The organism is Polaromonas sp., assembly GCF_036676035.1.
Classification (GTDB): domain Bacteria; phylum Pseudomonadota; class Gammaproteobacteria; order Burkholderiales; family Burkholderiaceae_C; genus Polaromonas.
In genome coordinates this window covers 83,340-106,802 of record NZ_JAKFDR010000060.1, presented here as the reverse complement: position 1 = coordinate 106,802, position 23,463 = coordinate 83,340, and the positions used below count along the sequence as shown (strand labels likewise).

The following is a 23,463-nucleotide window of genomic DNA, read 5'->3' as shown; positions in this document are numbered from 1 at the left end:
GTGGGTTTAGCAGGAATTTGACTCAATACTGTTCAGTTATTCGCCATGAGCCGGAATGGCAAAACGTTGATTTGTCATTGCGGGCTCGACCCGCAATCCATGTGTCAAATCTTCACTTGACTGCCAGGCAGAGGCTGCCGCGCTCAAATAGCTCGGGCGAAAGACTCTTGGTTTTTCAGCGCGCCGGTGGCCGCCACCAGCAGCCCTGCTTGGGCTGCGCCATCAGCACCCCCTGCGAGCCAACGGCAAGGCGGCGTTGATGGAGAGGCTTCATCGGGCGGGTTTTCGCAGAGTTCACGGGAGCCTGATCCCAACTCTTGGCCCCAATTCCCCCAATCCCGACACTGTTGTGATGTTGCACCCTTGAAATCTGCCTGCCTGCCAATATTCTGGTGGGTTCAGGGGGAGTCACCGCACAGGGTGACTTGCGCGTTGGCTTTCCGGGCGCCGGGGCTTGGCGTGCCGACTGGCAACAGAACCCTGTATCTGTTTGCCCCTTCATGATTTTTTCAGGAAAGGAGCGGCTCATCATGATTGGAACACTGGAACTCTACGGCGACCTGTTCGCCGAACTCGACCGCTTGCAACAGAGTGTTGAGCAGGCCTTCAGACCGGGCGGCGCCAGCAGCATCCGCGCACTGCCGCGCCGCACTTTCCCGGTCATCAATGTCGGCAGCACGCCCGACGCCATTGAAGTACTGGCACTGGTCCCGGGCGTTGATCCCGACGAACTTCAGATCACCATCGACAAGGGTTTGCTGGTCATTGCCGGCGAGCGCAAGGACGACGCCCCTTCAGGCAACGAGAACATCGCCGTCTATGCCCAGGAGCGCTTTAAAGGCGCCTTCCGCCGCGTGGTTTCGCTGCCTGACGATGCCGACCCCGCCAGGATAGCCGCGAGCTGCCGCGACGGCCTGCTGCGGGTGACCGTGGCACGACGCGAGGCGTCCAAACCACGCCAGATTGCTGTCAGCTGAACCCTGCTTTTCCCCAAAGGAGAATGCCATGAACGAGCGCAACCAAATGAGTCAGAGCACTCAAAACAGCCAGACCGGCCAGAGCGGGAGCGACAGCAGCATGCCCTATGACCCGTCCGCCCAGGGGCGCCAGGTCTCGCTGTCCGAGCCGGCTTCGCGCACCGAGCCCGTCACCACGATACTGCCGCCCGTGGACATTTTTGAAGACGATGCCGGCTTTACCGTGATCGCCGATATGCCCGGTGTGTCCAAAGACCGGCTGGGCGTGCGGGTTACCGGTGACAGCCTGGTGATTGAAGGCACGGCGCTAGCGCCTGTCACCGGCAGCGTGGAACTGCTCTACGGCGAAATCCAGAACCCGCAGTACCGCCGCAGCTTTACCCTGAGCCGCGAGCTGGACCCGGGCAAGATCGAGGCGAAGCTCAACAACGGCGTGCTGAGGCTGCGCATTCCCAAAGCCGAAGAAGCCAAGCCGCGCCGCATCACCGTGCAAGTGGGCTGAGCCGCCACGGCGTCGTTTCCGGCCGGGCCCGGCCGCGTGCTGCCCGTCAGCGCAGTACGATGGCTGTGCCGCCGAAAAAGCAATCCTTCAAGGAGACAAGCCATGCACTACGTTCTGGCCCGCATCACGGTGAAACCCGAAGCCGCCGACAGCGCGCGGCAACTGCTCATCACGCTGGTGGCGCAGTCGCGCAAGGAAGAGGGTTGCGTGTCGTATGAGCTGTACCAGCAAGCCGCCACGCCGCACGTGTTTCAAACCGTGGAGCAATGGAAAGACGAAGCCGCCGCCAACGCGCACATGCGAACGCCCCACGTAGGCGCAGCCATTGCCGCCGCTGCTCCGCTATTTGCTGCGGCGCCGGAGATACTTGCTTACACTAAGGTGGCCTGACGCCGGGTTTTGAACGGAGTCAAGAAAAAACACTTAAAGCCCGGGCCAAATTAGCGTAATCAGCTATCAAAAACAGAGCAACCGACAACCTTCCACCACAGGAACTACTGTTCAATGAACCCAACATCCACAACCCCCAGCCCTTCAACGCCAAGGCGCTGACTGCCGAACAAGCCGCAGTCTGCGCGCCCATCGAGCAATACTTTCTAGGCCACGCCAGGGATGACGCCGCGCACATGCGCAAGGCTTTTCTGCCGACGGCGCATATCGAGTCCATGCGTGAAGGCGTGTTCACTTCCTGGCCGCTCGACGTGTATTGCGAGCGCTTCAAGGGTTCGCCCGCCGCTGACGAAGCCACCCGCCGCCGCACGATAGACTGGATCGATATTGGTGGCAGCTCGGCCTGCGCCAAGATCCCCCTGGTGCACGGCGCCACCACGTTTACCGACTACTTTGTGATGCTGAAAACCGCTGACGGCTGGAAGATTGCCAACAAGGCCTTTCACGGTCAGGCCACTTAGTCACTTCCGTCGGTTCAGCCGGCCGATGCGAGGTCCCACCTCCCAAATCAGACTGCGCCGGCGTTAGCGAAGGCGGGGGGTGTCCACACCATCTCAGTCCAGCCGGGGTCTCGCGCAAACTCGCCTGCGGCTCAAACCTTTTACATCGCGCACTTGAGGGACCTAGCGAAAAAAATTGAAGATTGATATGCGGTCACTCTAACTCAACTGGCTCAGCTATTTGCGGGCGCGCTGAAGTCATAGCGCAGACTTTCCGAAGAATGGCCTACACAGTCCTGATGCCAAGTGACCATCGAACAGAGCTTGCGGGGTTTTCCTGTTGGTTCTGTCAACTTGAAAATTTGTGTAGGCTCTCGAATATGAGCGAACACCCAGAAACCCAAAGCCCCGAGCTACTGCGCCGCCTGCTGCGCGCCAAGGACCGCATGGACGCCGCCTCGCACGAAGACTGGCCGGTGCAGCGGCTAGCGGGTGTGAGCCACGTTTCCAAGGCGCACTTTGCGCGCGCGTTCAAAGAGGCTTTTGGTGTTCCGCCGCACCGCTACCTGCTGACGCGGCGCATTGAGCGGGCCGTGGCGCTGCTGCGCGACAGCGACCTTGCCATCACCGACATCGCCTTCCAGACCGGGTGGCGCAGCCTGGGCACGTTTGGGCGCATATTCCGCGACATCACAGGCGAGACGCCCAGCACCGTCCGTTTGCGCGCCCGCGTGGCGGCAGGCGAGCTGCGCAGCGTGCCCGCCTGCATCGTCAGCGCGGCGCACCGGCCCGATCTCAAGACCGCAGTTTTGGAGAAGCGCCGCCGTTTGGCCAGCGATATAAAAGAGGCTCTTTGAAACTAAAGGGAGAATTCAATGGGCCAAACTGCTGTGCAAACGGTCGGTGTGTATGTGCGAGACCAGGACGAGGCGCTCGCGTTTTATGTAGGCAAGCTGGGGTTCAAGGTGCACACCGATGTGCGCAATGGCGACTATCGGTGGCTGACGGTGCAGTACCCGGGCCAGTCCACGTTCCAGCTTGGGCTGTTCCGGCCCGGGCCGCCAGTGCATGACGCTGCCACCGCGCAGACGCTGCATGCCATGGTCGCCAAAGGGGCGATGCCGTCCCTGGTGCTGGAGGTAGACGACTGCCGCGCCGCGTATGACCGCATGCTGGCCAAGGGGGTGGAGTTTACGCAGGAGCCGGTGGACCGTTTCGGCACGGTGGACGCGGGCTTTCGCGACCCGGCGGGCAACGGGTGGAAGATGGTCCAGGCGCGCCGCTAAGGCAGATGGGAGTACACAACACCATGAGCACTTCTTCATCACCATCATCCAGCAAAGGCTGGGTTCGCCCTACGCACCGCTGGTTGTCCATGGCCTTCACCTTGACCGTGGTCGCCAATTTCGTGGCCATGACGCAAGGGCAACCCCCGGCTTGGATTACCTATTCGCCACTACCGCCGCTCTTTTTGCTGCTGCTGACGGGCTTGTACCTGTTCATGCTGCCGTATATCGCCAAGTGGCGTGCGCGCTAGGCGGGCCCTCGATGCTGGCGCAATCCGTCTCCCGCTGTTCTCCGTCAAGACCAAACAGCTTCAACCCGTGTCAAAACGTCACGGGTTGGTAACCTTCAAAAGGGCTTGGGCGGGGCGCATCGTCGCGGGGCTGCAAAAACTCTTCGGTCGGGGGCATGGCACGCAAGCACGAGCCCTGATCCGTCTGGCCCTCCGCTCCTCAGCGCATACAGAAGGGGGTGGGCTCAGAAAACCAAGGCCGAACTCCGACAAGGACGCGCCTTGCGCGTCCTTGTCTCCCCGAATTTGTATTGTTCTTCCTTTCCTTATCCCGTCCTGGCTGGGCCGAGCAGCGCAGATGGAGGCGGGATCAGGGCCGCAGTTGTTTGAGCGAAGCGAGTTCTGCGGACCCCCGCCGGAGTCGAGCAGCGCAGGTTGCCCGTAGCGAAGCGTAGGGACCCAGACTGCGGGTCGCCTTTCTTTTGGGTACTTTTCTTTGGCGAAGCAAAGAACAAGTGCCTCGCCCGCCGGGGCGAGACCCGGCCTGGTGGTGAAGGGCAACCCGACCAAACCAGAAACGACCTCAGCAAGCCTAACTCGGAGCCCTGATGGTGCTACAAATTCAGTAGCTACTAACGCCCATATCTAAAGGGTCAACTGCCATTTTGATGCTTGAAGTCAAGGTTTTCTCTCAAACTCGGCCCACCACCATGGGCCATGTCGATTCACGCCATTAGGGCATAGGTCGCAGCAATCAGCGAAAAAAGCCCGGTCATAATTTTCTCAGGCAGACAGGGGGAAGATGACAAACCCCCCTGTGCCAGCACTACCGGCCATCCCGGCCGGCGCTTCAGTCCAACAAGGTTTATTTGCCGCAGGAGGTGCTCTTGGTTTCTATCAGCTTGGCCTCGCGGCAGACAAACGCTATTCGTTAGGCGCTCGCCACATTAAGGAGCACAGATGGCATTCGACATGTTCGCTGGTGGCGTGCAGGAGAGCATCGGCCATCACGAGGAGTTTCTTTTCTCGCTAGCCGAAACCGACGAATCCCGCTATCCAGAACTGCTCAAGGTTTGGCAGTTCTTCTACGATGATCCTCGTCTGTCAGCCCATCAAGCGGGGGCGCTTGTTCATGAACTCATCGAACTACTTGCGTCAAACGGTGGCCTAGCAAGTAAACCTCTCGCGAGCGTTGTTGTGAGGCTCCTGCCGTTTTTCAGCATGGCGTACCGTAGTCAACAGGAAGTCACGTGCCGCAGTGACTAAAGCGTCTGTAGTCGTATATGGCATCCAAATAGACATAGGAGCAGGAACACGGGTAGTTGCAGGCTCGTGGCCCTACTTTTCTTATGCCAAATCAGGCCGCAGCCCATGATTTACGGGCGGTAGCAGCTATTGAAAAAGTAGCGCTTTGAGTTGGGTAATTGGAAACTGAGACCGATTCCTAGTCTCCGATTCCTGAGCAGACCCGCTCTCAGCGCAGCTGAGACTGCACCCAGCGCACGATGTCGGCCGCCCCCATCGCGCCGGGCTGACGCGCCACTTCGCGGCCATTCACAAACAGTGCCAGCGTCGGAATGCTGCGAATGTTGAACCTTGCGCCCAGGCTGGGCACGGCCTCAGTGTCCACCTTGGCCAGGCGCACCTTGGGCTCCAGCTGTGCGGCGGCCTGCTCATAGCCAGGCGCCATCGCCCGGCAAGGCCCGCACCACGGCGCCCAAAAATCCACCAGCACCGGGATCTGGTTGCGGCTGATGTGCCGCTCAAACGCCGCTTCATCCAGCGCGGCAGAGTGTCCGGTGAACAGCGCCTTCTTGCAGCTGCCGCAGGTGGGCGCACTGCCCAGCTGGTCGGCGCGCACGCGGTTGGTGGTGTGGCAGTGCGGGCAAACGATGTGCAGGGATTCGGTCATTTTTTCCACATGGGGATAGGGCAGGCCATTGCAAGACATTCCAGGCGCCGGCGTGGTTAAAACTCAATTGGACTCGTTCGTCGTTTAAGCTATGCCCCCTCAGGCAAGGCGACCGGTGTTCGTCCTGTCCGTCTTTATCTTTCACCAATCCACAAAAAGAAAACCGAACCTGGCGATGGAAATTTTTTCTCTGGTGCTCCTGCTGGCCGTGGGCATCTACCTGCTCAAGAAAAGTGAGCAGCGCAAACGCATTGCCCTGCTGGGCAGCTACCTGGGCCACTATCAGATTGAAAAACTGATGGAAACCCTGGCCGATGGCTATCTGCGCGCACTGGGCGAGGACGACCCGGAGCGCCGCGAACAAATCTGGCGCTACCTGGACACGGCCGAAACGCAGCTGTGCCAGCAGTTCAACCAGTTCTGCGCCGAGTTTTCCAGGCTTGATGCGGCAGACACGCGCGTGAGCACGCTGGCGCTGGGCGTTCCCTACGCCGCCAAGCTGTTTCCTAATGCTACGTTCGATTTGCGCAAGGCCCTGGCCATCCATGCGCACGGGCTCACGCAAGCAGCCAACAACCCGCTACACCGCACGCCCAAAGACAAGGCCTTCACGCTGTCTGCCGAGCTGTTTTTGATGCAGCACACCTGCCACTGGTTTTGCAACTCGAAAGCGGTGGCGTCTGCACGGCTGATGGCGCGCCATCAAACGACGCATGCGCAGGTGCTGGCGTCTGTGGCACCGGAGACGCGTTCGGCGTATCAGGTGTTGACGGGGAGTTGAGCGGGTCGGTCGGGGTTGTTTCAGGCCTCGCCGCCAAACTTCTTGGCCAGGTTGGCGATGTACTTGTCCACGAGTTTTTCAAACTCGCCTTCCACCACGGGCGCCACTATCATCTTCATCAGGCCCGGCAGCGGCACGTCCACGGTGCCTTCGATCTTGAGCACGATGCCGGTGGACTTCTTGCTGTCGGTGATCTTCCAGCTGCCGCCTATCTGCGCGTTGCCCACGCCCTTGACCGGCGTCCACTTCACCGTGCCCTTGGCCTGGTCGCTGACGTACTTGCTGGCATAGACGGTCTGGATGTTCACCTGCGCGGTGCCCACCTTTTCCATCTCCCACTTGTAGACACCGTCGCCCATGTCGGTGAGCTTGTCCACCTTGGGGAAGTGGCTGACCGACGTGGGCACGTCTGACAGCACGGCAAACACATCGGCCGCCTTGGCCTTGACTTCGAATTCGTAGCCCAGATCGATGTTGACGCTGATCGCCATGGGGTCTCCTCGCTTTTTATTGAAAGAAAAGGGTGGCTCATTCTGCCACCCGCGCCGCTCTCAGGCGGCCTGGCGGGCCTGGGCTTGGGCGAAAGCCGTGGCGCGCTCGGTGGCGGCCAGCGCCGCGCCCACCACGGTGTTCACCACGACTTCAGCGCCGTCGGCCGACAGGGCCAGGCCCTTGGCGTAGTAGCCGCTGAACACCTGCTGCGCGTGGGCCGCGTTCTTGCGGACTTCGGCCGTCAGCTGGGGGCCGGATTCCTTCAGCGCCTGCTTCCAGCGCTGCTCCATCGCACCGGCCAGGCGCTCGCCGCCGCTGCGGTAGGCGTTGATGGCCTGTTGCGCGGTGTTGCCAAAGGTGGTGATCAGGTCGGTGGCGGCGGTGGAGAAGGCTTGGGTGTTCATGGTCGGGTCCTCGGAGGTTGATGGGTGGTCAAATTCTCCGGTTTTGCCCTAGGGCACGGGCTCTAATGGCGGCCCAATTCGTAGGGGTGTGCGCCTAACTCTGCACGGTGGAAAGTTCGAAAAACGCTAAGAGCTTGTAGGGAGAATTGGCTTCCTGCCCTTGATGGATGGGCGTAACGTGCTATTAAAAACAGAGCAACTGGAATCTGGCCATGATTTCATCCGGGCAACGCATCGGCCACTGCTTGCGTGGCGGCGATCAGGTCTGCCACCAGCCGCTCGTCCACATCAAGTAGGCCTTCGTATTCGCCAAGGCCGACTCGCGCACATCCCACAGAAAGGCGCGTGGGTCACGCTGCATAGACGGCTTCGCGGTTGCGGTTGATGCTGGCCAATACGTAGGGGTTGCGTACCGCACCGGGCTCCACCAAATCCACACCACGGCCCAGCAACTTCTCTAGTTCGGCCTTGGCTCCGAAGAATGCCTCCAAGCCCGGCTGCGCATCGGGCGCGAACTCCACCAAGAAATCAGCGTCGCTGCTGGCGGGGTTGAAGTCGTCCGCCCGTGCAGCCGAGCCAAACACTTCCAGCCGGCGGATGCGGTAGCGCTGGCAGATGGCGGAAATGCCTGAACGGTGTTGGGCGATGGCGGGATGCATGGATTGAAGTTTAACGGGGTAAGGCGGTTCTGTGTCAAATTGGCCTTTAGTGCCCGTGGAGTATGCGCAAGCAGCTACTAAAAGCATAGCGACCTATTTGTCGAGCCTGGCGCGGATGTAGCTGCTCAATGCCGACGCCATTGCCTTTACCTCTTCGCGGGAGTGGCGCTCGGGTTCGTTTTGAGTGCGTTTGCGATTAAGGGCACGAAACCAGCCGGAGCTTGCTTGAACTGGCGGCCGAGAAGGCGTGGGGCATCGACTTCAATGTGGTGCGTACTATGTTTTTGATAGCTACTGATGCAAGTGCTTATTGGGCTGGAGGCCGATTTTGTTTAAATCTCGTCAGTCAAGGCTGTTTTACGTGCTTCTGTTCGATCAGCTTGAAATTTAATTGGAATCTGACCCCGATTTCGCCACCCATGCTGTCATTCTGAGCAAGGCGAAGAATCTTGCCGGCATACCGAGATCCTTCGCCGCGCTCAGGATGACAAAGTATGTCGCACTACTTTCGGACTCCTGAGTAATTCCCTGATTTCAATTCCATTATTCGCCGTAGTCGGTGATTGCTGGATTTTGCATCCGCTGTTTGATAGCGCGATCTATCAATGCCTGAACCGTTGGGCTTACGTTAATGAGACGAACGGTCTGCATAAATCGCATAGGTCCAAGTTCAACAAATAATTTTCCGAAAACCTCATCGGCAAAGCTACTTGAAACGACTGTAATGTTTTCGAAGTCCACGAATAGGATTTGGCCGGGGCAGTTCTCGATTAGATTGGCCAGCTTCGTTCTCACCGGTCGCCCTGCTGGTCGCGAACGGAACGATAGGGCCTGTTCTCGGACTCTGAAAGGAATAGCTTTCAGGTCATCTTGCTCATATTTCAGCTCAATGTAGTCGACAGGCTTATGTACTACACCATCTATAGCAAGTGCCTTTTCAAGTAACGAGGGTACCGAGAAGTCAATCAATGCGTCTACTGTTGTTCCTGTATACGGAATCGGTTCATTTTTTGCCTGAACAGTGCCATTTGCGCAGATGAGTGCTGCATGTCCAGCATTCAAGGTGAAACGCCCGCCCCCGGCTCTACAAATCTCAAGCGTCCCGTAAAGTCCATTTCCTTGAAAATCCTTAGCGTTCCGAGTAACGCCAGACCTTACGGCTTGGAGCAACGCATCCACATCACTTGCAATCTCAGGTTTGGCTGAACGTAGCGTTTGGGCGACTCCCAATCCAGCATCAGCTACAGTGAACTCGACTTTTTGCTTTGCCACATCAAAAACTGATAGTTGCAGCAGCCCACCGATACTCGATTGACTGTGATTGGTGACGTTATCCGTGATCTCATTAAGTGCCCATTCAACGGCAGCGAATGCAGTCCTGTTGAAGTTCGGAATTACCGCAAGAAGCTTTTCCAGGAGCTCATTTAGCAACATGTCTTGCTGTTCATGGCTCGTGTAAATCGCGGCAGGAAACTGTTTCCCCAAACCATTTCGTCGCGGTGTTTCGTGATCACGCGGACATAAAAAATTCGACCAGCCTGTATTGTCGAACAGACGAGCCAAACGCTCAGAGGCTGGCATTACTAGCCGAAAATCAATCCTGTTGGATCGGAGTTGAAGGGCGTGCGCACACAATGGAAGCATCGCGGCAGAAAATGCCGAGGTACAGCGAGAGAAGTCGAGCTCAACCTCAGAATAGCCACGCTTGTTTACGGCATCATGAATAGCTGCAAGGACGCGACGTACATCCTGCGCTGCGAATGTTCCGGATATGGTGATCCGATCTTTCTCCCGTCCCAATTGAAAGGGCGCGAATTCCGGCATTGTTATCCCCTGACTGACGTTTGGCTCACGAGGGGTCGCTGATCTACTTCCCCCAAGAATCCTTCAATCCCGTCACCCGATTAAACACCGGCCTCCCCGTCGCATGATCGACCCGATCCGCCACAAAGTACCCATGACGCTCAAACTGAAACTTGTCGTCGCCTTTCCCTTGGGCCAGTGACGGCTCCACATACGCGGTCACGGTCTTCAGGCTGTTGGGGTTCAGCTCTTCCAGAAAATCCTTGCCACTTGTGTCGGGGTGGGGCGCGCTGAACAGGCGGTCATACAAACGCACTTCAGCCTGCACCGCATCGTTCACGCCGACCCAGGTGATCACGCCTTTCACCTTGACAGCATCCGAGCCGGGTGTGCCGCTCTTGGTGTCGGGGATCAGCGTAGCTAACACTTCGGTGACCTGGCCGCTGGCGTCTTTGGTGCAGCCGGTGCATTCAATGACGTGGCCGTATTTCAGGCGCACCTTGTTGCCGGGGAACAGGCGGAAGAAGCCTTTGGGCGGCGTCTCTTCAAAGTCGGTGCGTTCAATCCACACTTCCTTGCCGATCTTGAAGTTGCGCTTGCCCAGCTCGGGGTGGTGCGGGTGCACGGGGGCGCTGCATTCGTCGAGCTTGTTCGCGCCCATGACGGCGTCCCAATTGGTCAGCACGAGTTTGACCGGGTCCAGCACGGCCATGGCGCGCGGGGCGATTGGGTCCAGCGTGTCGCGCAGTGCGCCTTCCAGTGTGCTGTAGTCAATCCAGCTGTCGCTCTTGGTCACGCCTATGCGTTCGGCAAACAGCTGCAGCGCTTCGGGGGTGTAGCCGCGCCGGCGCAGGCCGACGATGGTAGGCATGCGCGGGTCGTCCCAGCCGCTCACGCGCTTTTCGTTGACCAGTTGCGCGAGCTTGCGTTTGCTGGTGAGCACGTAGGTGAGGTTGAGCCGTGCAAACTCGTACTGGCGCGGGTGCGGTGTGGCGATCAGGCCGCCTTCGCACAGCCTGTCGAGCAGCCAGTCGTAAAACGGGCGCTGGTCTTCAAACTCCAGCGTGCAAATGCTGTGGGTGATCTGCTCCAGTGCGTCCTCGATCGGGTGCGCAAAGGTGTACATGGGGTAGATGCACCATTTGTCGCCGGTGTTGTGGTGGTGGGCGCGGCGAATGCGGTAGATGGCCGGGTCGCGCATGTTGATGTTGGGGCTGGCCATGTCGATCTTGGCGCGCAGCACGGCGGCGCCGTCGGGCAGTTTGCCACCCTGCATTTCGCGAAAGCGCGCCAGGTTTTCGTCGGGCGTGCGGCTGCGAAAGGGGCTGTCGGTGCCGGGGTGGCCAAAGTCGCCGCGGTTGGCGCGCATTTCGTCGGCGGTCTGTTCGTCGACATAGGCATGGCCGGTTTCGATCAGGTACTCGGCGGCGCGGTACATGAAGTCAAAGTAGTCGCTGGCCTGGTAAAGGTTTGTTTCACCATGGTTGTCCCAGCCAAAGCCCAGCCACTTCACGGCGTCAATGATGCCGCTGACGTATTCGGTGTCTTCTTTTTCGGGGTTGGTGTCGTCAAAGCGCAGGTGGCACACGCCGCCGTAGTCGCGCGCCAGGCCGAAGTTCAGGCAAATGCTTTTGGCGTGGCCCACATGCAGGTAGCCGTTGGGCTCGGGCGGAAAGCGCAGGCGCACCCTCGCCGGGTCGGCGGGGCCGGCCGCATGGTGTGCCGCATCACCTGGGCTGCCGCCCCAGTGGCGGCTGGCGTAAGTGCCTTCGGCCAGATCTTTTTCAATGATCTGGCGCAAAAAGTTGCTGGGCTTGGTGGTTTCTTTTTCAGCAGAGATGGGGGGCTTGGAGCTCATGCCACTGATTCTAGACGGCTGAATCGCCCCGTTACGTTTGGCAACTTTCTTAACTGTGCAGGCGGTAGGCGGTTACAGCGGTGACGCGTTTAATAAGTACATGGGCATTCTTGCCCTGTTAAGGAGAAAGTTATGAAAACAATCCACTCTGTTTATGGCAAGGCCGCAGTGGCCGCCCTGGCGGTGCTGGGTTTTACCGGTGCCGCCCAGGCGCGTGACAACGTGTACTGGTCCATCGGTGTGGAGTCGCCCGGCATTGCCGTGGGCGTGACCAATGCGCGGCCCGTGTATGTGCAGCCTGCACCGGTTTATGTCTATCCTCAGCCGGTGTATGTACAACCCGCACCCGTTTACGTGCAGCCGCGCCCGGTGTATGTGGTGCCGGCACCGGTGTACTACGGCCGCCCATATGGCTGGCATAAAAAGCATCGTAACCATGACCGTGATGACGATGATGATGACGACCGTCGCGGCAGCTACCGCAAAGGGGGCTATTACGTGCAGGCAGGGCCGCAGCCCTATGTGCATGGCCCCTACGGCTTTAAGCCCTCCGGCTACTATTACGACCGCTGAGCCAGTGGTTTGACAGCCACCCTAAAAAAAGCCCGCAGGCCGGAGCCTGCGGGCTTTTTGCTTGCTGTCCGCTATGGGGTAGTCACTGCCCGAAGCGCGGACCGTCCTGCAAAAAGACTTCTTCTTGCGCCGTGCTGATGCGGCCCAGGGCGGCGTTGCGGTAGGGGAAGCGGCCAAAGCGGGCAATGATGTCACGGTGCTGGTGGGCGTAGTCCAGGTGGCCGGCGAGCTGGGCCTTGAGCGCCTGGGGCGCCTCGGCGTGCAGCCGGGTAAAGCAGTGCACGCACTCGTCCTGCAGGGCGAGGTCTTCCGCGTGCATGAGGGGCATGTACAAAAACACACGGGCCACCCAGGGCAACTGCCGGTCCCAGTGCTGCGCCAGCGCCTGGCGCACCAGCTGCTGCGCGCGGGCGTCGCCGGCAAACGCCCGGCCGCTGCCGCGAAACACGTTGCGGGTGAACTGGTCGAGCAAAATCACCAGCGCCAGCCGGTTCAAGGGCGCATCGGGTGTGTTTTCCCAGTCTTGCAGGCCGCCACCGATGGCCTGCGTTACCAGCGCGCCAAACTGCGTCTTGATCTGCGAGTCGAGCTGTGGGCCGCCGCCAAACCAGCGCTGGCTCAGGTTCTGGCTGGGCCAACCCGGTGTCGGCGCCGGGCCGCCCCCAGCCGGCACAGTCCCCTCGGGGGGCAGCGAGGACACGGCAGTGCCGAGCGTGGGGGTCGAGAGCTTCGGCGCCGGGCCGCCCCTGGCAGACGCAGCCCCCTCGTGGGGCAGCGCAGCACGCGCAAGCGACCAGCGTGGGGGCCAATTACTGAGGCCGTCGGCCAGCCAGAAGTCCAGCACCGCGTGGGCGCTGGGCAGGAGGGGGGCGTCAATGGAGGATGGCATCAGGTCAGGCTTGACTTTACCAGCGGTCGGAGCGGATCAGCATGTCCCAGTTGCCGGCGCGTGCCGAATAGACGCCCACCACGCCGTAGCGCTGCTCGCCGGTGGCGTCCCACTTCATGGAGCCGGTGACCGGGGCGTAGCCGTCCAGCGTGCGCAGGGTCTCGGTGATTTTCTTCGGATCCGCGGAGTTGGCGCGCTTGATGGCGCCGGCCAGCACGTGCATGGCGTCGTAGGTGTAGTGGCCGCCGTAGGCCGGCTCGATCTTGTAGGCGGCGCGGTATTTTTCAAGGAAGCGCTGGCCGGTCACGAACTCTTTGGCATCCAGGATGGGCGAGGTGGCGTACAGGCCCTTGACCATGCCGATGCCCTTGAGCATGGTGGTGGTCTTGATGGTGTCGCCGCCCAGAATGCTGAGCTGGGTGTGGTCGACTTTCTTCAGGGCTTCGAGCAGCGCCAGCACCTGGAAATCGTTCAGCGTGGTCACCACCACTTCCACGCTGCCGGCCTTGAGCTTGCCGGCCAGGTCGTCAAAGGCGGTGGTTTTGTCGTCAAACGACTGGCGCACCACGACTTCCTTTTTGGCGGCCTTCAACTGGGCCACGGCGCCATCGGCCAGGCCCTTGCCGTAAGCAGTGCCGTCGTCGACCACTGCGAACTTGGCGGCATTGAGCTGGTTGGCGGCAAATGCGCCTATGGCTTTGGCCTGCAGCGTGTCGTTGGCGACCAGGCGGAAGGTGGTGGGCAACTCGAGCTGGGTGAATTTCGGGTTGGTTGAAATGGCCAGCTGGGCAATGTTCTTTTCGCCGTAGACGGGGGCGGCTTCAATGCTGACGCCGGAGTTGAGGTGGCCGATGACGGCGACCACACCGGCGTCGACCAGCTGCTGGGCGGCTGCCTTGCCGGCGGCGGCGTCGGAGCGGTCGTCGACCACAACGATTTCGATGGCGACGGGCTTGCCCTTGATCTTGAAACCTTCCTTGTTGAGCTCGTCAACGGCGAGCTTGACGCCGTTGTGCAGGTCCTGGCCCAGGGCTGCAATGCCGCCGGACAGGGGTTGGGCGACGCCAATCTTGATGCTGTCGGGGACGCGGTCGCAGCCGGCAAGAAGCAGGGTGGCGCTGATGCTGATAGCACCGAGGGCCATCACGCTTATGGCGCTACGGCGACGGAAAGGGGTGTGCATGAATGCGCTCCGGATAGGTTGAGGTAACAAACTGTATTGACCCACCTGGCGCTGCGAAATCAGGTTTAACCCACGGCCTGTTGTAACTTTCAATTGATTAGTTTTGCTAATACAAAAGCAGGAAGCTGTGGCAACGTGGGCGGCTTGGGGCGCGGCAGGCCTTGGGCAGGCCGTTGCCAGCTACATCGCCCGAAACAGGTGGCTGTACAGGCGGCTGACGGGCAGCTTCTCGGGCCGGCCGCGCAGGCTTAAGGCCAGTTTGCCGGCGTCGTCGCGCGTCACGCTGTCGATCGCGCCGGCGCGCACCACGGTGCCGCGGTGCACCTGCCAGAAGGTCTGCGTGTCGAGCTGGGGCAGCAGTTCCTTGAGGGGTGTGCGGATCAGGTATTCGGCGCCGGCGGTGAGCACGCGGATGTATTTGTCGGCGGCTTCAAAGTAAATCACTTCGGCCACCGGCACCATGCGGATGCTGCTGCCCACGCTGGCTTGAATGACCTGCAGCGGGGGCTGGCTGAGCAGGGGCTGGCCGGGGCTGAGCAATTGGCGCAACTGGCTCAGTTGGCTGAGGGTGCGGTCAAAATCCGCTTCCAAACTGATAGCTGCCTGTGCCCGATGGGCTAGGGTTAGCTGCACTTTTGACACGGTTTTTTGCAGGCGGGCGGCCTGCACGGGCTTGAGCAGGTAGTCGACCGCCTGCGCCTCAAACGCCTCGACGGCGTACTGGTCGTAGGCGGTGACAAACACCAGCGCCGGGAAGGGCCGGGCGCTCGTTGGCGACACCGGCCACGCGTCTGCCAGTTCGGCGGCGGCTTCCAGGCCGCTTTGGCCCGGCATGCGGATGTCAAAAAACAGCACGTCGGGCAAGAGCTGCAGGGCCTGCACCACGGCCGAGGCGCCGTCGCCCACGGTGGCCAGCACGCGCAGCCCGGGCCAGGCGCGGGCCAGCTCGGCTTGCAGGGCCTGCGCCAGCAGGGGCTCGTCTTCGGCAATCAGGGCGGTGGCGGGGTTGGAGCTCATGGGTCTCATGGGTGTAAGGCAATGGTGACTCTGGCCAGCGTTCCGCCTGCGGGAGAAGCTATTAAATCGATAGCGGATTGGGGGCCGCAACTGGTGGCCAGCCGTTCGCGCACCTGCGCCAGCCCGAAACCGGCGCCCGTCCGGGCTGCCACGCTGGCGGCTGCCGGCAGACCGGCCCCGGTATCCAGCACTTCCAGCACCAGCGCGCCGCCATTTTGCCGGGCGCTGACCGTGATGTCGCCGCCGGCGACCTGGGGCTCCAGCCCGTGCTTGATGCTGTTTTCAACCAGCGGCTGCAGCAGCAGCGTGGGCACGGGCAGCGCGGCCAGCGCGGGTGGCAGGTCCAGCGTGTAGGAGAGGCGCGGGCCCATGCGCACGGTCATCAGTTCCAGGTAGTCCTGCAGGCGGTCAAACTCGGCCTGCAGCGGGTGCGTGGCGGCGCGCGAGGCGCCCAGTGTGGCGCGCAGGTAGGCAATCATGTGGTCCAGCATGGCCTGCGCGCGGGCCGGGTCGGCGCCTATCAGCGCCCGCAGGTTGGCCAGGGTGTTAAAGAGCATGTGCGGCTCGAGCTGCGTTTGCAACAGCTTGAGCTGGCTCTCGGCGGCTTGGCGCTGCAGGGCCTCGGCGTGGGCGCGGGCTTCGGCGAGCTGCTCGCGGCTCAGGAAGTAGTAGGTAGCCACCGCGCCGGCGACCAGACTCATGGCCAGGAACCCGATGGTTTTGCGCGGCTCGGACGTCAAAAATGCCGTGTTCTCCTTGCCCAGCAGGGTATTGGCCAGCAGCATGCCCACCGTGTAGCCCAGCACCACGCCCAGCGGCACCAGCAGCACCAGGCGGCGCCATTCGGTGTCCCAGTTCTTCACAAGCCCGAGCCGGGGAAGGTCAATCAGCGCCCAGATGCTCAGGCCTATGCATTGGGAGTACAGGAAGTTCTCGCCAAAACTGCGCTCGCCAAACAGGGTGATGCCCAGCGCGATGAAAGTGTTCAGGGCGGCAGCCTGCACGGCGCGCAGCAGAACGGGCGCAAGAGTGGGGGCTGGCATGGCTAGAGTATGCCGCCCGTGCAAAACGCAGGGATGCGGCTCACCACGGATCGCGCTGCGTGGCCAGCTTTTGCCGCTCCTGCTGGAGCAGACGCTCGTGCAGGCCGCTGCCGGGCAGGGCCATGAAGACCACGAGGCCGTGAATCATCAGGCCCAGGCCCCAGCCAAACGCCGGGAAAACCGCCCAATGGTGGCCGGTGAAAAGGGAGGCGGCGGCAAACACCGTGTTGAGGGCGATGAAGACCAGTGCGTGGATGTACCAGCTCATGCGGGCGGCGGCACGTTTTCGGGCGAGGTTTTCAAGCTCTTCCTGGCTCAGGGTGGTGTTCATGGTGGGTCCTTGGGGTTGTCAGGTCCGGGGTGTATCAGGTGTCAGAGCAGACCCAGCTGGGTCCAGAGCAGGCGCCCCAGGTAGCGGCCGGGCAGCAGGGTGAAGACGCCGGCCACGATGCAGGCGCCGATGTAGACCTTTTGCATGGTCTTGCGGTGCCGGGCGATGTCGCCCCGCAGCATGTAGGCGATGGCGCCGAACAGGCCGAACAGGGTAAAGGGCACCAGCAGGTGGATGGGCGTGTAACCCGCAATATTGGGGATCGTGAAGTCGCGGATGAAGATGGCCGAGATGGCGGTGATGACCATCAGCGTGACCCAGGCGTAGCCAAACGCCCGGTGCAGGCGCGGGCGCTGAGTGCTCCCCATGCGCGCCCACAGGGCCACGGGGCCTATGGCCGTGGCGGTGATGGCGGCTGTCATGTGAACGGCGATGAGCGGTGTGAGTTCCATGGCGTGTTCTCCGTTGGCTGAATCTGTGGGATGGATTTTGCGGGGCAAGAGGGGTGGCTGCCAACTGTTTGCGACGAAATGCCGGGCGAGCCGCGCGAAATGCAGCCCGGCGGCGTGAAAAGAGGCCCCCGGGGCCGCACACCTTCCAAAGCGATAATCGGCCATCGTTTTTGGGAGTTCAAGTGGACATTGCATTGCTGATCAAAGCCGCCATCATGGGCATCGTCGAGGGTTTGACCGAGTTTTTGCCCATCTCATCGACCGGCCACCTGATCCTGGCCGGTGCGTTGCTGGGCTTTGACGATGACAAGGCCAAGGTGTTCGACATCGCCATCCAGACCGGCGCCATCTTTGCCGTCATTTTGGTCTACTGGCAAAAAATCCGCGACACGCTGATCGCGCTGCCCACTGAAAAGCAGGCGCAGACGTTTGCGCTCAATGTCTTCATCGCCTTTGTGCCCGCCGTGGCGCTGGGCCTGCTGTTTGGCAAGGCCATCAAGGCCAACCTGTTTACCCCGGTGGTGGTGGCCAGCACCTTCATCCTGGGGGGCTTCATCATTTTGTGGGCTGAAAAACGCCAGCAAAACAACCCGGCCGTGGCGCGCATTCAGGATGTCGAAACCATGAGCGCGATGGACGCGCTCAAGGTGGGGCTGGTGCAGTGCATGGCCATGATCCCGGGGACCAGCCGCAGCGGCGCCACCATCATCGGCGGCATGTTGCTGGGCCTGTCGCGCAAGGCCGCGACGGACTTTTCGTTTTACCTGGCGATGCCCACGCTGATCGGCGCGGGCGCCTACAGCCTGTACAAAGACCGCGCCTTGCTGTCGGTGGCTGATGTCCCGATGTTTGCCGTGGGGCTGGTGTTTTCGTTCATCAGCGCCTGGCTGTGTGTGCGCTGGCTGCTGCGCTACATCTCCAGCCACAGCTTTGTGCCCTTTGCCTGGTACCGCATCGCTTTCGGCGTGGTGGTGCTGGTCACCGCCCAGGCGGGCTGGGTGATTTGGGCGGCCTGATTTTTCAGGTGGCTTGCTGGAGCCGCCCAACCAGCTGGGTGTACTCTGCCATGGCCGCTTCGCGGGCCTGCCCCTGCCGTTGGGCCCAGGCATCGTATTTGGCGCGGCCCACCATGTCCATCACGCTGGGGCGCGCGCCCGTCACGTCGCCCACGGTGGCCTGTTTGTAGAGCGCATACAGATCCAGCAGGGCTTCATTGTCAGGGGCTTGTGCAAGGGTTTTGACGGCCACGCTGGCCGCTTCAAATGCACGCTCTGCCTCGTTCGGGGCAGCGGGCGCCACGGGGCTGCCAAAGTGGGCATCTTCCAGCGCCACATCATCCGGGAACCAGCGTGCGTCCAGCAGCTTGCCGGCGCGCACGGCGAAGGCCAGCACGCCTTGCGACAGCAGGCTGCCGGCCACCAGGGTGGCGGGCCACACGGCCATGCCGGCGTTGAACACCGGTTGGCCAAAGGCGGTGAACTTCACCTGGCCCGGACCTTGTGTGGTCCATTGCTGCAAGGCCTGCAGCCCCTTGCGACCGCGAAACATGCCACTGGCGCGGTTGTGGCCGGGCTGGAACCAGGCCATCTCGGCCGTGCCCTTGCCAAACAGGGCGGCAAAGTCGCCGGCTTCCAGGGCGCTGCGCAACTCGGCGACAAAAGCCAGCAGGGCGTCCGGGCTCATCTGCGCGTCTTCGACCGCCATGCCCAGCGACGCGGCGCTGCTGGCGCCGAAAAACTCCAGCACATTGCGCGCCACCTGCTCGCGGTCGTTGTCCACGCAAATCATGTGGTAACTGTTCTCCAGAATCACCATGCGTGCTTTGGCGCCGCCAATCTGCTCGACCAGGTAGTTGGCCGAGTTGATGCTGGTGAGCTCGTCTTCTCGGGCATGAATCACCAGGGTTTCGCAGGTCATGGCGTCCAGCCCCTTCATCACCCAGCCGCGCAGCCGGTCGACCTGCCGGATGCAGGCCAGCGGCACCCAGCGGTAATGGAAGTTTTCGCCGCGCGCAAACTTGGCCTTGACGATGGCCCGCAACTGCTCGTTCTTGATGCCAAACGGGTCTTCTTCCTCGACCTTCATGCGGGCGGGCAGGCCCGGCACACAGTAAAGAAGCCGGCGCAGCGAGCGGTACCAGGGGGTGGACCAGCCATCGATGTAGATGGGTGGTGCCAGTGCAATCAGTTTGCCGCGGGTGTGGCGCTGGCGCTTGGCCAGCTCGGTGGCCAGCAGGGCGCCCATGCACATGCCCATGAGATGAAAGGTCTCATGCTGGGCCGCCACCTCGTGGTATTTGGCCGTGACCGCATCCATCCATTGCTCGGCCTCCACCGCGCTGAGGTCTTCGGGCGTGGTGCCGTGCCCGGGCAGCGTCAGCGAATGCGTGACAAAGCCGGCATTTTTCAGCCGCTTGTGCATGGAGCCCAGGTCGTACTGCGTGCCGCCCAGGCCGTGAATGAGAAATACCGCCGGCGCAGCAGACGAGGCCGGCGAGGAGGGCGGCGCTGTTTCAACCACCATGGGGGGCCTCGACTTCAAGCAGTGCGGCAACCTCTTCGACCTGGCCGTCGGCGCCGCGCACGCCCGACAGACGGGCGATCACGCTGGCTACTTTGCCATCGCTCCAGCGCAGGGCGTGCTTCCAGAGGACATGATTGCGGTGACCTTGCGTGAGATCGCGCCAGTCGGCCTGCAGGGCCGGATGGTCCTGCTGCTCGGCATGTGCAATCCAGTCCTGCACAGTGAGCAGCGCGGCCGTGCTGGTGCGCAGCAGTTCGTCGGCGCCTTCACCCCACTGCGCCAGGCCATTGCGGGCGTCAAAGCTGGCCATGACGGTGCGGTTGGATTCCAGAACCTGACGGTAGCGCAAGCGCCAGGCCTGCGCCTGGGCCAGTGCCTGTTCGTTCCGCGCCCCCAGAGTGTTGACCACGCCGACCAGCAAAGCCATCACGGCCACATAGCCCTGCACCTCAATCACGGCTTCGCCCGCGAAGCCCTCAATCTCTGAAAACGGACCGGCGCCGGCGTTGTTCCACACGATCAGTGCCAGGGCGGCGGCCAGCGTGGCGAGGGTGGCGCCGCGCTCTTTCCACAAGATGGCGGTGACCACCAGGAAGGGCAGGGGCAGGTAGGTCAGCGTGGGGCCCAGCGAGGCGCCAAAGCGGTCCGACACATCGCTTGAAAAAATCAGCGCCGCCGCCACCAGGAACATCACGAAGGTGGCCGCGCCCGCCAGAAACTGCGCCATGGGCATGCCGCCAGAGCGCCTGATGCGAAAGCCTGCCAGCGAAATGATCAGCGGCGCCATCAACAAAATGCCCACGAAGGTGGTGCAGGCCCACACCCGCCATTCGGCGGCAAGCAGCGCCTGGGGCCGGGTCCAGCTCCAGAGCACGGCCGCCACGCTGGCGCCGATGGCGGCGCTCAGCAGGGCGCCCAACAGCAGGCCGGCGTAGGCCTTGCCCGGGTCAGCTTCTGCGTCGGGCGCGACGGTGCGAAGCCGCAGTGCAAGCCAGGCGCCCAGCCCGGCTGCCAGGGCTTCGTTGGCGCCAAATGCCAGGGCTTGCGCCACCGTCTGCCCGTCGCGCAAGCCCAGGACCACTGTGGCACAGACGGCGCCCAGCAGGACGGCGGGGCGTTTGGCGGCCTTGACCACCAGCAGCGCACCGAAGGTGATGCCGGTGGCCAGCCAGACGGCCGAGCTGTTGGTGGCCGCGTGGCTGATGCCTTGGGAGAGCACAGCCGCCAGGACCCAGGCCAGGAAGGTCAGCAAGGCGGTGAGCAGGAAAGGGATGGGCATGAAGAGTCCTCCTTGGAAGCTGTACCGGCATTGTGGGCCAAGTGTGCTCAAGATGCGCCCGCCCGGCAAAAACCAGCTTCGGCCGTTTTTTGCATCATGAATGATAATGATTCTCATTGTCATGGCATAATTCCGCCTTTCGCCAGCCCCGACTCCCTGAAGTTGTAGCCAGCCAGTCTGTTTCAGCTTTCTCGGAGTCCCTATGTCCCAGCCTTTGCGCGCGCGGCTTGCACCGATCGCCGCCGCCGTTCTTTTCCTGCTGCATGGCGCCGCCATGGCCCAGGCCACCCAAAGCCTCAAGGAAGTCATCGTCAACGCCGGCAAGGATGACGGCTATTCCCCCGCCACCAGCAGCACGGCCACCAAGGGCAGCGCGCCGCTGCGCGACATCCCGCAGTCGGTCAATGTGGTGCCGGGCCAGTTGCTGCGCGACCAGGCCGCACAGTCGCTGGAAGATGCGCTGCGCAACGTGCCCGGCGTGGCGATGAGCAGCGGCGACGGGCAGCGTGATCAGGTGGTCATTCGCGGCTTCACGGCAATAGCCGACCAGTTCATTGACGGCGTGCGCGACGATGCGCTGTACTTTCGCGACCTCTCCAACACCGAACGCATCGAGGTGCTCAAGGGCCCGGCCGCGGTGCTGTATGGGCGCGGCTCTTCGGGCGGCCTGATCAACCGCGTCACCAAGAAGCCGAAGTTCGGCGAGACGTTTGGCGAGGCCACGCTCAGCCTGGGCAGCTACAGCCTCAAGCGGCTCAGCGCCGACGTGAACCGCGAGCTGGGCGAGAGCGCCGCCCTGCGCATCACCGCCGCCACAGAAGACTCCGGCAGCTACCGCGACCAGCAGTTCGTCAAGCGCTACAGCTTCGCGCCGTCCCTCGCCCTCAAGCTCGGCGGCCAGACCAGCCTGCTGCTGCAGTACGAAAACGCGCGCGACAAGCGGGTGACCGACTTTGGCATTCCCTCGCTCAATGGCAAGCCGGTTAACGTGCCTGCATCGCGCTACTACGGCTCGCGCAACGCCGCGCAGGACGACACCAGCACAGCCCAGGTCAGCGCCGGCACGGCCACGCTCAACCATGCGTTTTCCGATGCGCTGTCGCTGCGCAACACCACGCGCTACTACACCTACCAGCTCGACCGCTACAACACCCTGCCCAATGGCACCGTCAACCCGGTGGCGCAAACCGTGGGCCTGGGGCGCAGCGCCGTCCTGCGCCAGGAGGACGGCTGGTTCAACCAGACTGACTTCACCTACAAGAACTCGCTGGGCGGCCTCCAGCAGGAGTGGCTGCTGGGCATGGAGCTGGGGCGGCAAAACAAGTATGTGCGGACGATCTCGGCGGGCAACATCGCCACGGTCAATATCTTCAATCCGGTCCTGCCCGCCGTGGCGCCCTTCACGGCCGCCCAGCTGGGCGCCACCAGCGCGATCCCGTCCAACAGCGTGCTGACGACCTCGGCCGTCTATGCGCAAAACCAGATCACGCTGGCCAAAAACTGGAAGGCGCTGGCGGGCCTGCGCTACGACGTCTACAAGCAGGCAACCACGTTTGAGCGCACGCTGGCCGGGCTGTCCCGCACCGATAGCAAACTCAGCCCGCGCGCCGGCCTGGTGTGGCAGCCCAGCGACTCCAGTTCCTACTACGTTTCCTACAGCAAGTCCTTCCAGCCTTCCGGGGAGACCTTTGCCCTGGCGTCCAACAACGCCGGCAACGAGCCCGAGATCACGCAAAACCGGGAAGTCGGCGCCAAGCTGGATTTCTTCGACGGCGCGCTGGCGGTCACGGGCTCGGTGTTCAGCCTGGAACGCAGCAACATCAAGAACGCCAACCCGCTCAATCCGGTCCAGCTGATCAACGTGGGCAAGCAGCGCACCAATGGTTTTGAGTTGACCGCCAATGGCAAGCTGCCAGCCAGCCTGGGCGCCGTGCTGGGCTCGCTGGAGCTGAGCGCCGGCTACGCCTACCTGGACGGCAAGATGATCGAGTCAGTGGCCAGCATGGCCTCGCCGCAGACCCCGGTGGTGCAGATTGCCTCGCTCGGCAAGACGGCCGCGCTCACTCCCCGGCATTCCGGCTTTGTCTGGGCGCTCAAGAACCTGGGCGACGGCTTCAGCGTGGGCGGCGGCTTGAATTACGTGGGCAAGCGCTTCACTTCGCTGACCAATGCCGTCACCCTGCCGTCCTACCTCACGGCAGACCTGGCGGCTTACTACAAAACCAAAACCTATGAAATCGCCGTCAACCTGAAAAACGTGACGAATAAACAGCACATCGTCTCCAGCCACGGCAGCCACGACAACCTGATCCTGCCCGGCCCGCCGCGCCAGTTGCTGGTTTCGTTAACCACCAAATTTTGACTCTGGAGTACTTGACC

At 62.0% G+C, this 23,463-nt stretch carries 26 protein-coding genes; 12 read left to right on the top strand and 14 right to left on the bottom strand.

Annotated features, from left to right (window positions below; genetic code table 11):
- Window positions 1-530 precede the first annotated feature (530 nt).
- The 8 genes from V6M61_RS10310 to V6M61_RS10275 all read left to right on the top strand — a co-directional run bounded on the left by V6M61_RS10310 (window position 531) and on the right by V6M61_RS10275 (window position 5,151).
- Entirely contained in the window at window positions 531-977 is a 447-nt protein-coding gene (locus tag V6M61_RS10310) for an Hsp20/alpha crystallin family protein (RefSeq protein ID WP_332776479.1), read from the top strand.
- 28 nt (window positions 978-1,005) lie between these two features.
- Window positions 1,006-1,479: an Hsp20/alpha crystallin family protein gene (locus V6M61_RS10305; protein ID WP_332776478.1), complete on the top strand. Its 474-nt coding sequence runs from the start codon at window positions 1,006-1,008 to the stop codon at window positions 1,477-1,479.
- Between the two features lie 102 nt (window positions 1,480-1,581).
- Window positions 1,582-1,869: a putative quinol monooxygenase gene (locus V6M61_RS10300; protein WP_332776477.1), complete on the top strand. Its 288-nt coding sequence runs from the start codon at window positions 1,582-1,584 to the stop codon at window positions 1,867-1,869.
- Between the two features lie 158 nt (window positions 1,870-2,027).
- Window positions 2,028-2,390, top strand: coding sequence for a nuclear transport factor 2 family protein (locus tag V6M61_RS10295; RefSeq protein WP_332776490.1), 363 nt, complete (start codon window positions 2,028-2,030; stop codon window positions 2,388-2,390).
- Window positions 2,391-2,749: 359 nt separating this feature from the next.
- Entirely contained in the window at window positions 2,750-3,226 is a 477-nt protein-coding gene (locus V6M61_RS10290) for a helix-turn-helix transcriptional regulator (RefSeq protein WP_332776476.1), read from the top strand.
- Between the two features lie 18 nt (window positions 3,227-3,244).
- On the top strand, window positions 3,245-3,655 hold the full coding sequence (locus tag V6M61_RS10285; RefSeq protein ID WP_332776475.1) for a VOC family protein: 411 nt from the start codon (window positions 3,245-3,247) through the stop codon (window positions 3,653-3,655).
- Window positions 3,656-3,678: 23 nt separating this feature from the next.
- A complete protein-coding gene (locus tag V6M61_RS10280; RefSeq protein ID WP_332776474.1) occupies window positions 3,679-3,906 on the top strand; it encodes a hypothetical protein in 228 nt (75 codons plus the stop codon).
- A 939-nt stretch (window positions 3,907-4,845) separates the two neighbouring features.
- Window positions 4,846-5,151: a hypothetical protein gene (locus V6M61_RS10275; protein WP_332776473.1), complete on the top strand. Its 306-nt coding sequence runs from the start codon at window positions 4,846-4,848 to the stop codon at window positions 5,149-5,151.
- 208 nt (window positions 5,152-5,359) lie between these two features.
- Here V6M61_RS10275 and trxC read toward each other — a convergent pair whose 3' ends face one another.
- Window positions 5,360-5,797 (bottom strand): thioredoxin TrxC, encoded by a 438-nt coding sequence (gene trxC, locus V6M61_RS10270; protein ID WP_332776472.1) that lies wholly within the window; start codon window positions 5,795-5,797, stop codon window positions 5,360-5,362.
- 175 nt (window positions 5,798-5,972) lie between these two features.
- Between trxC and V6M61_RS10265 the strand changes: the two genes are divergently transcribed.
- Window positions 5,973-6,578, top strand: coding sequence for a hypothetical protein (locus V6M61_RS10265; protein WP_332776471.1), 606 nt, complete (start codon window positions 5,973-5,975; stop codon window positions 6,576-6,578).
- A gap of 20 nt (window positions 6,579-6,598) precedes the next feature.
- Here the strand turns inward: V6M61_RS10265 and V6M61_RS10260 are convergent, their stop codons facing one another.
- From V6M61_RS10260 to V6M61_RS10240, 5 genes are all read right to left on the bottom strand, one after another.
- A complete protein-coding gene (locus tag V6M61_RS10260; RefSeq protein WP_332776470.1) occupies window positions 6,599-7,069 on the bottom strand; it encodes an SRPBCC family protein in 471 nt (156 codons plus the stop codon).
- 60 nt (window positions 7,070-7,129) lie between these two features.
- The gene (locus V6M61_RS10255) at window positions 7,130-7,474 is read right to left on the bottom strand and encodes a hypothetical protein (protein ID WP_332776469.1); all 345 of its coding nucleotides are present in this window, start codon (window positions 7,472-7,474) and stop codon (window positions 7,130-7,132) included.
- A 350-nt stretch (window positions 7,475-7,824) separates the two neighbouring features.
- Window positions 7,825-8,133 carry a nucleotidyltransferase family protein gene (locus tag V6M61_RS10250; protein ID WP_332776468.1) on the bottom strand — a complete coding sequence of 103 codons (309 nt, stop codon included), beginning with the start codon at window positions 8,131-8,133 and terminating at the stop codon, window positions 7,825-7,827.
- A gap of 543 nt (window positions 8,134-8,676) precedes the next feature.
- Window positions 8,677-9,957: an STAS-like domain-containing protein gene (locus tag V6M61_RS10245; RefSeq protein WP_332776467.1), complete on the bottom strand. Its 1,281-nt coding sequence runs from the start codon at window positions 9,955-9,957 to the stop codon at window positions 8,677-8,679.
- A gap of 43 nt (window positions 9,958-10,000) precedes the next feature.
- A complete protein-coding gene (locus V6M61_RS10240) occupies window positions 10,001-11,794 on the bottom strand; it encodes a glutamine--tRNA ligase/YqeY domain fusion protein (protein WP_332776466.1) in 1,794 nt (597 codons plus the stop codon).
- Window positions 11,795-11,926: 132 nt separating this feature from the next.
- Between V6M61_RS10240 and V6M61_RS10235 the strand changes: the two genes are divergently transcribed.
- Window positions 11,927-12,367: a hypothetical protein gene (locus V6M61_RS10235; protein ID WP_332776465.1), complete on the top strand. Its 441-nt coding sequence runs from the start codon at window positions 11,927-11,929 to the stop codon at window positions 12,365-12,367.
- Between the two features lie 82 nt (window positions 12,368-12,449).
- Here V6M61_RS10235 and V6M61_RS10230 read toward each other — a convergent pair whose 3' ends face one another.
- The 6 genes from V6M61_RS10230 to V6M61_RS10205 all read right to left on the bottom strand — a co-directional run bounded on the left by V6M61_RS10230 (window position 12,450) and on the right by V6M61_RS10205 (window position 17,282).
- On the bottom strand, window positions 12,450-13,256 hold the full coding sequence (locus V6M61_RS10230) for a DUF924 family protein (protein WP_332776464.1): 807 nt from the start codon (window positions 13,254-13,256) through the stop codon (window positions 12,450-12,452).
- A gap of 16 nt (window positions 13,257-13,272) precedes the next feature.
- Window positions 13,273-14,439, bottom strand: coding sequence for a branched-chain amino acid ABC transporter substrate-binding protein (locus tag V6M61_RS10225; RefSeq protein ID WP_332776463.1), 1,167 nt, complete (start codon window positions 14,437-14,439; stop codon window positions 13,273-13,275).
- A gap of 180 nt (window positions 14,440-14,619) precedes the next feature.
- Window positions 14,620-15,456, bottom strand: coding sequence for a LytR/AlgR family response regulator transcription factor (locus V6M61_RS10220; protein WP_332776462.1), 837 nt, complete (start codon window positions 15,454-15,456; stop codon window positions 14,620-14,622).
- A 5-nt stretch (window positions 15,457-15,461) separates the two neighbouring features.
- Window positions 15,462-16,499, bottom strand: coding sequence for a sensor histidine kinase (locus V6M61_RS10215; protein WP_332776461.1), 1,038 nt, complete (start codon window positions 16,497-16,499; stop codon window positions 15,462-15,464).
- 40 nt (window positions 16,500-16,539) lie between these two features.
- A complete protein-coding gene (locus tag V6M61_RS10210; RefSeq protein ID WP_332776460.1) occupies window positions 16,540-16,830 on the bottom strand; it encodes a 2TM domain-containing protein in 291 nt (96 codons plus the stop codon).
- A gap of 41 nt (window positions 16,831-16,871) precedes the next feature.
- Window positions 16,872-17,282, bottom strand: a complete 411-nt coding sequence (locus V6M61_RS10205; RefSeq protein WP_332776459.1) for a DUF2306 domain-containing protein — start codon at window positions 17,280-17,282, stop codon at window positions 16,872-16,874.
- Window positions 17,283-17,464: 182 nt separating this feature from the next.
- On the opposite strand from V6M61_RS10205, the gene V6M61_RS10200 reads away from it, so the two are divergent.
- A complete protein-coding gene (locus tag V6M61_RS10200; RefSeq protein ID WP_332776458.1) occupies window positions 17,465-18,298 on the top strand; it encodes an undecaprenyl-diphosphate phosphatase in 834 nt (277 codons plus the stop codon).
- Window positions 18,299-18,302: 4 nt separating this feature from the next.
- On the opposite strand, the gene V6M61_RS10195 is transcribed toward V6M61_RS10200, so the two are convergent.
- Together V6M61_RS10195 and V6M61_RS10190 are read right to left on the bottom strand one after the other, a co-directional pair.
- On the bottom strand, window positions 18,303-19,805 hold the full coding sequence (locus V6M61_RS10195) for an acyl-CoA-binding protein (protein WP_332776457.1): 1,503 nt from the start codon (window positions 19,803-19,805) through the stop codon (window positions 18,303-18,305).
- Window positions 19,795-21,084: an MASE1 domain-containing protein gene (locus V6M61_RS10190; RefSeq protein WP_332776456.1), complete on the bottom strand. Its 1,290-nt coding sequence runs from the start codon at window positions 21,082-21,084 to the stop codon at window positions 19,795-19,797. The genes V6M61_RS10195 and V6M61_RS10190 overlap by 11 nt, the downstream gene beginning before the upstream one ends.
- A gap of 202 nt (window positions 21,085-21,286) precedes the next feature.
- Here V6M61_RS10190 and V6M61_RS10185 point away from each other — a divergent pair, with 202 nt between their 5' ends.
- Window positions 21,287-23,446: a TonB-dependent receptor gene (locus tag V6M61_RS10185; protein WP_332776455.1), complete on the top strand. Its 2,160-nt coding sequence runs from the start codon at window positions 21,287-21,289 to the stop codon at window positions 23,444-23,446.
- Window positions 23,447-23,463: the final 17 nt, after the last annotated feature.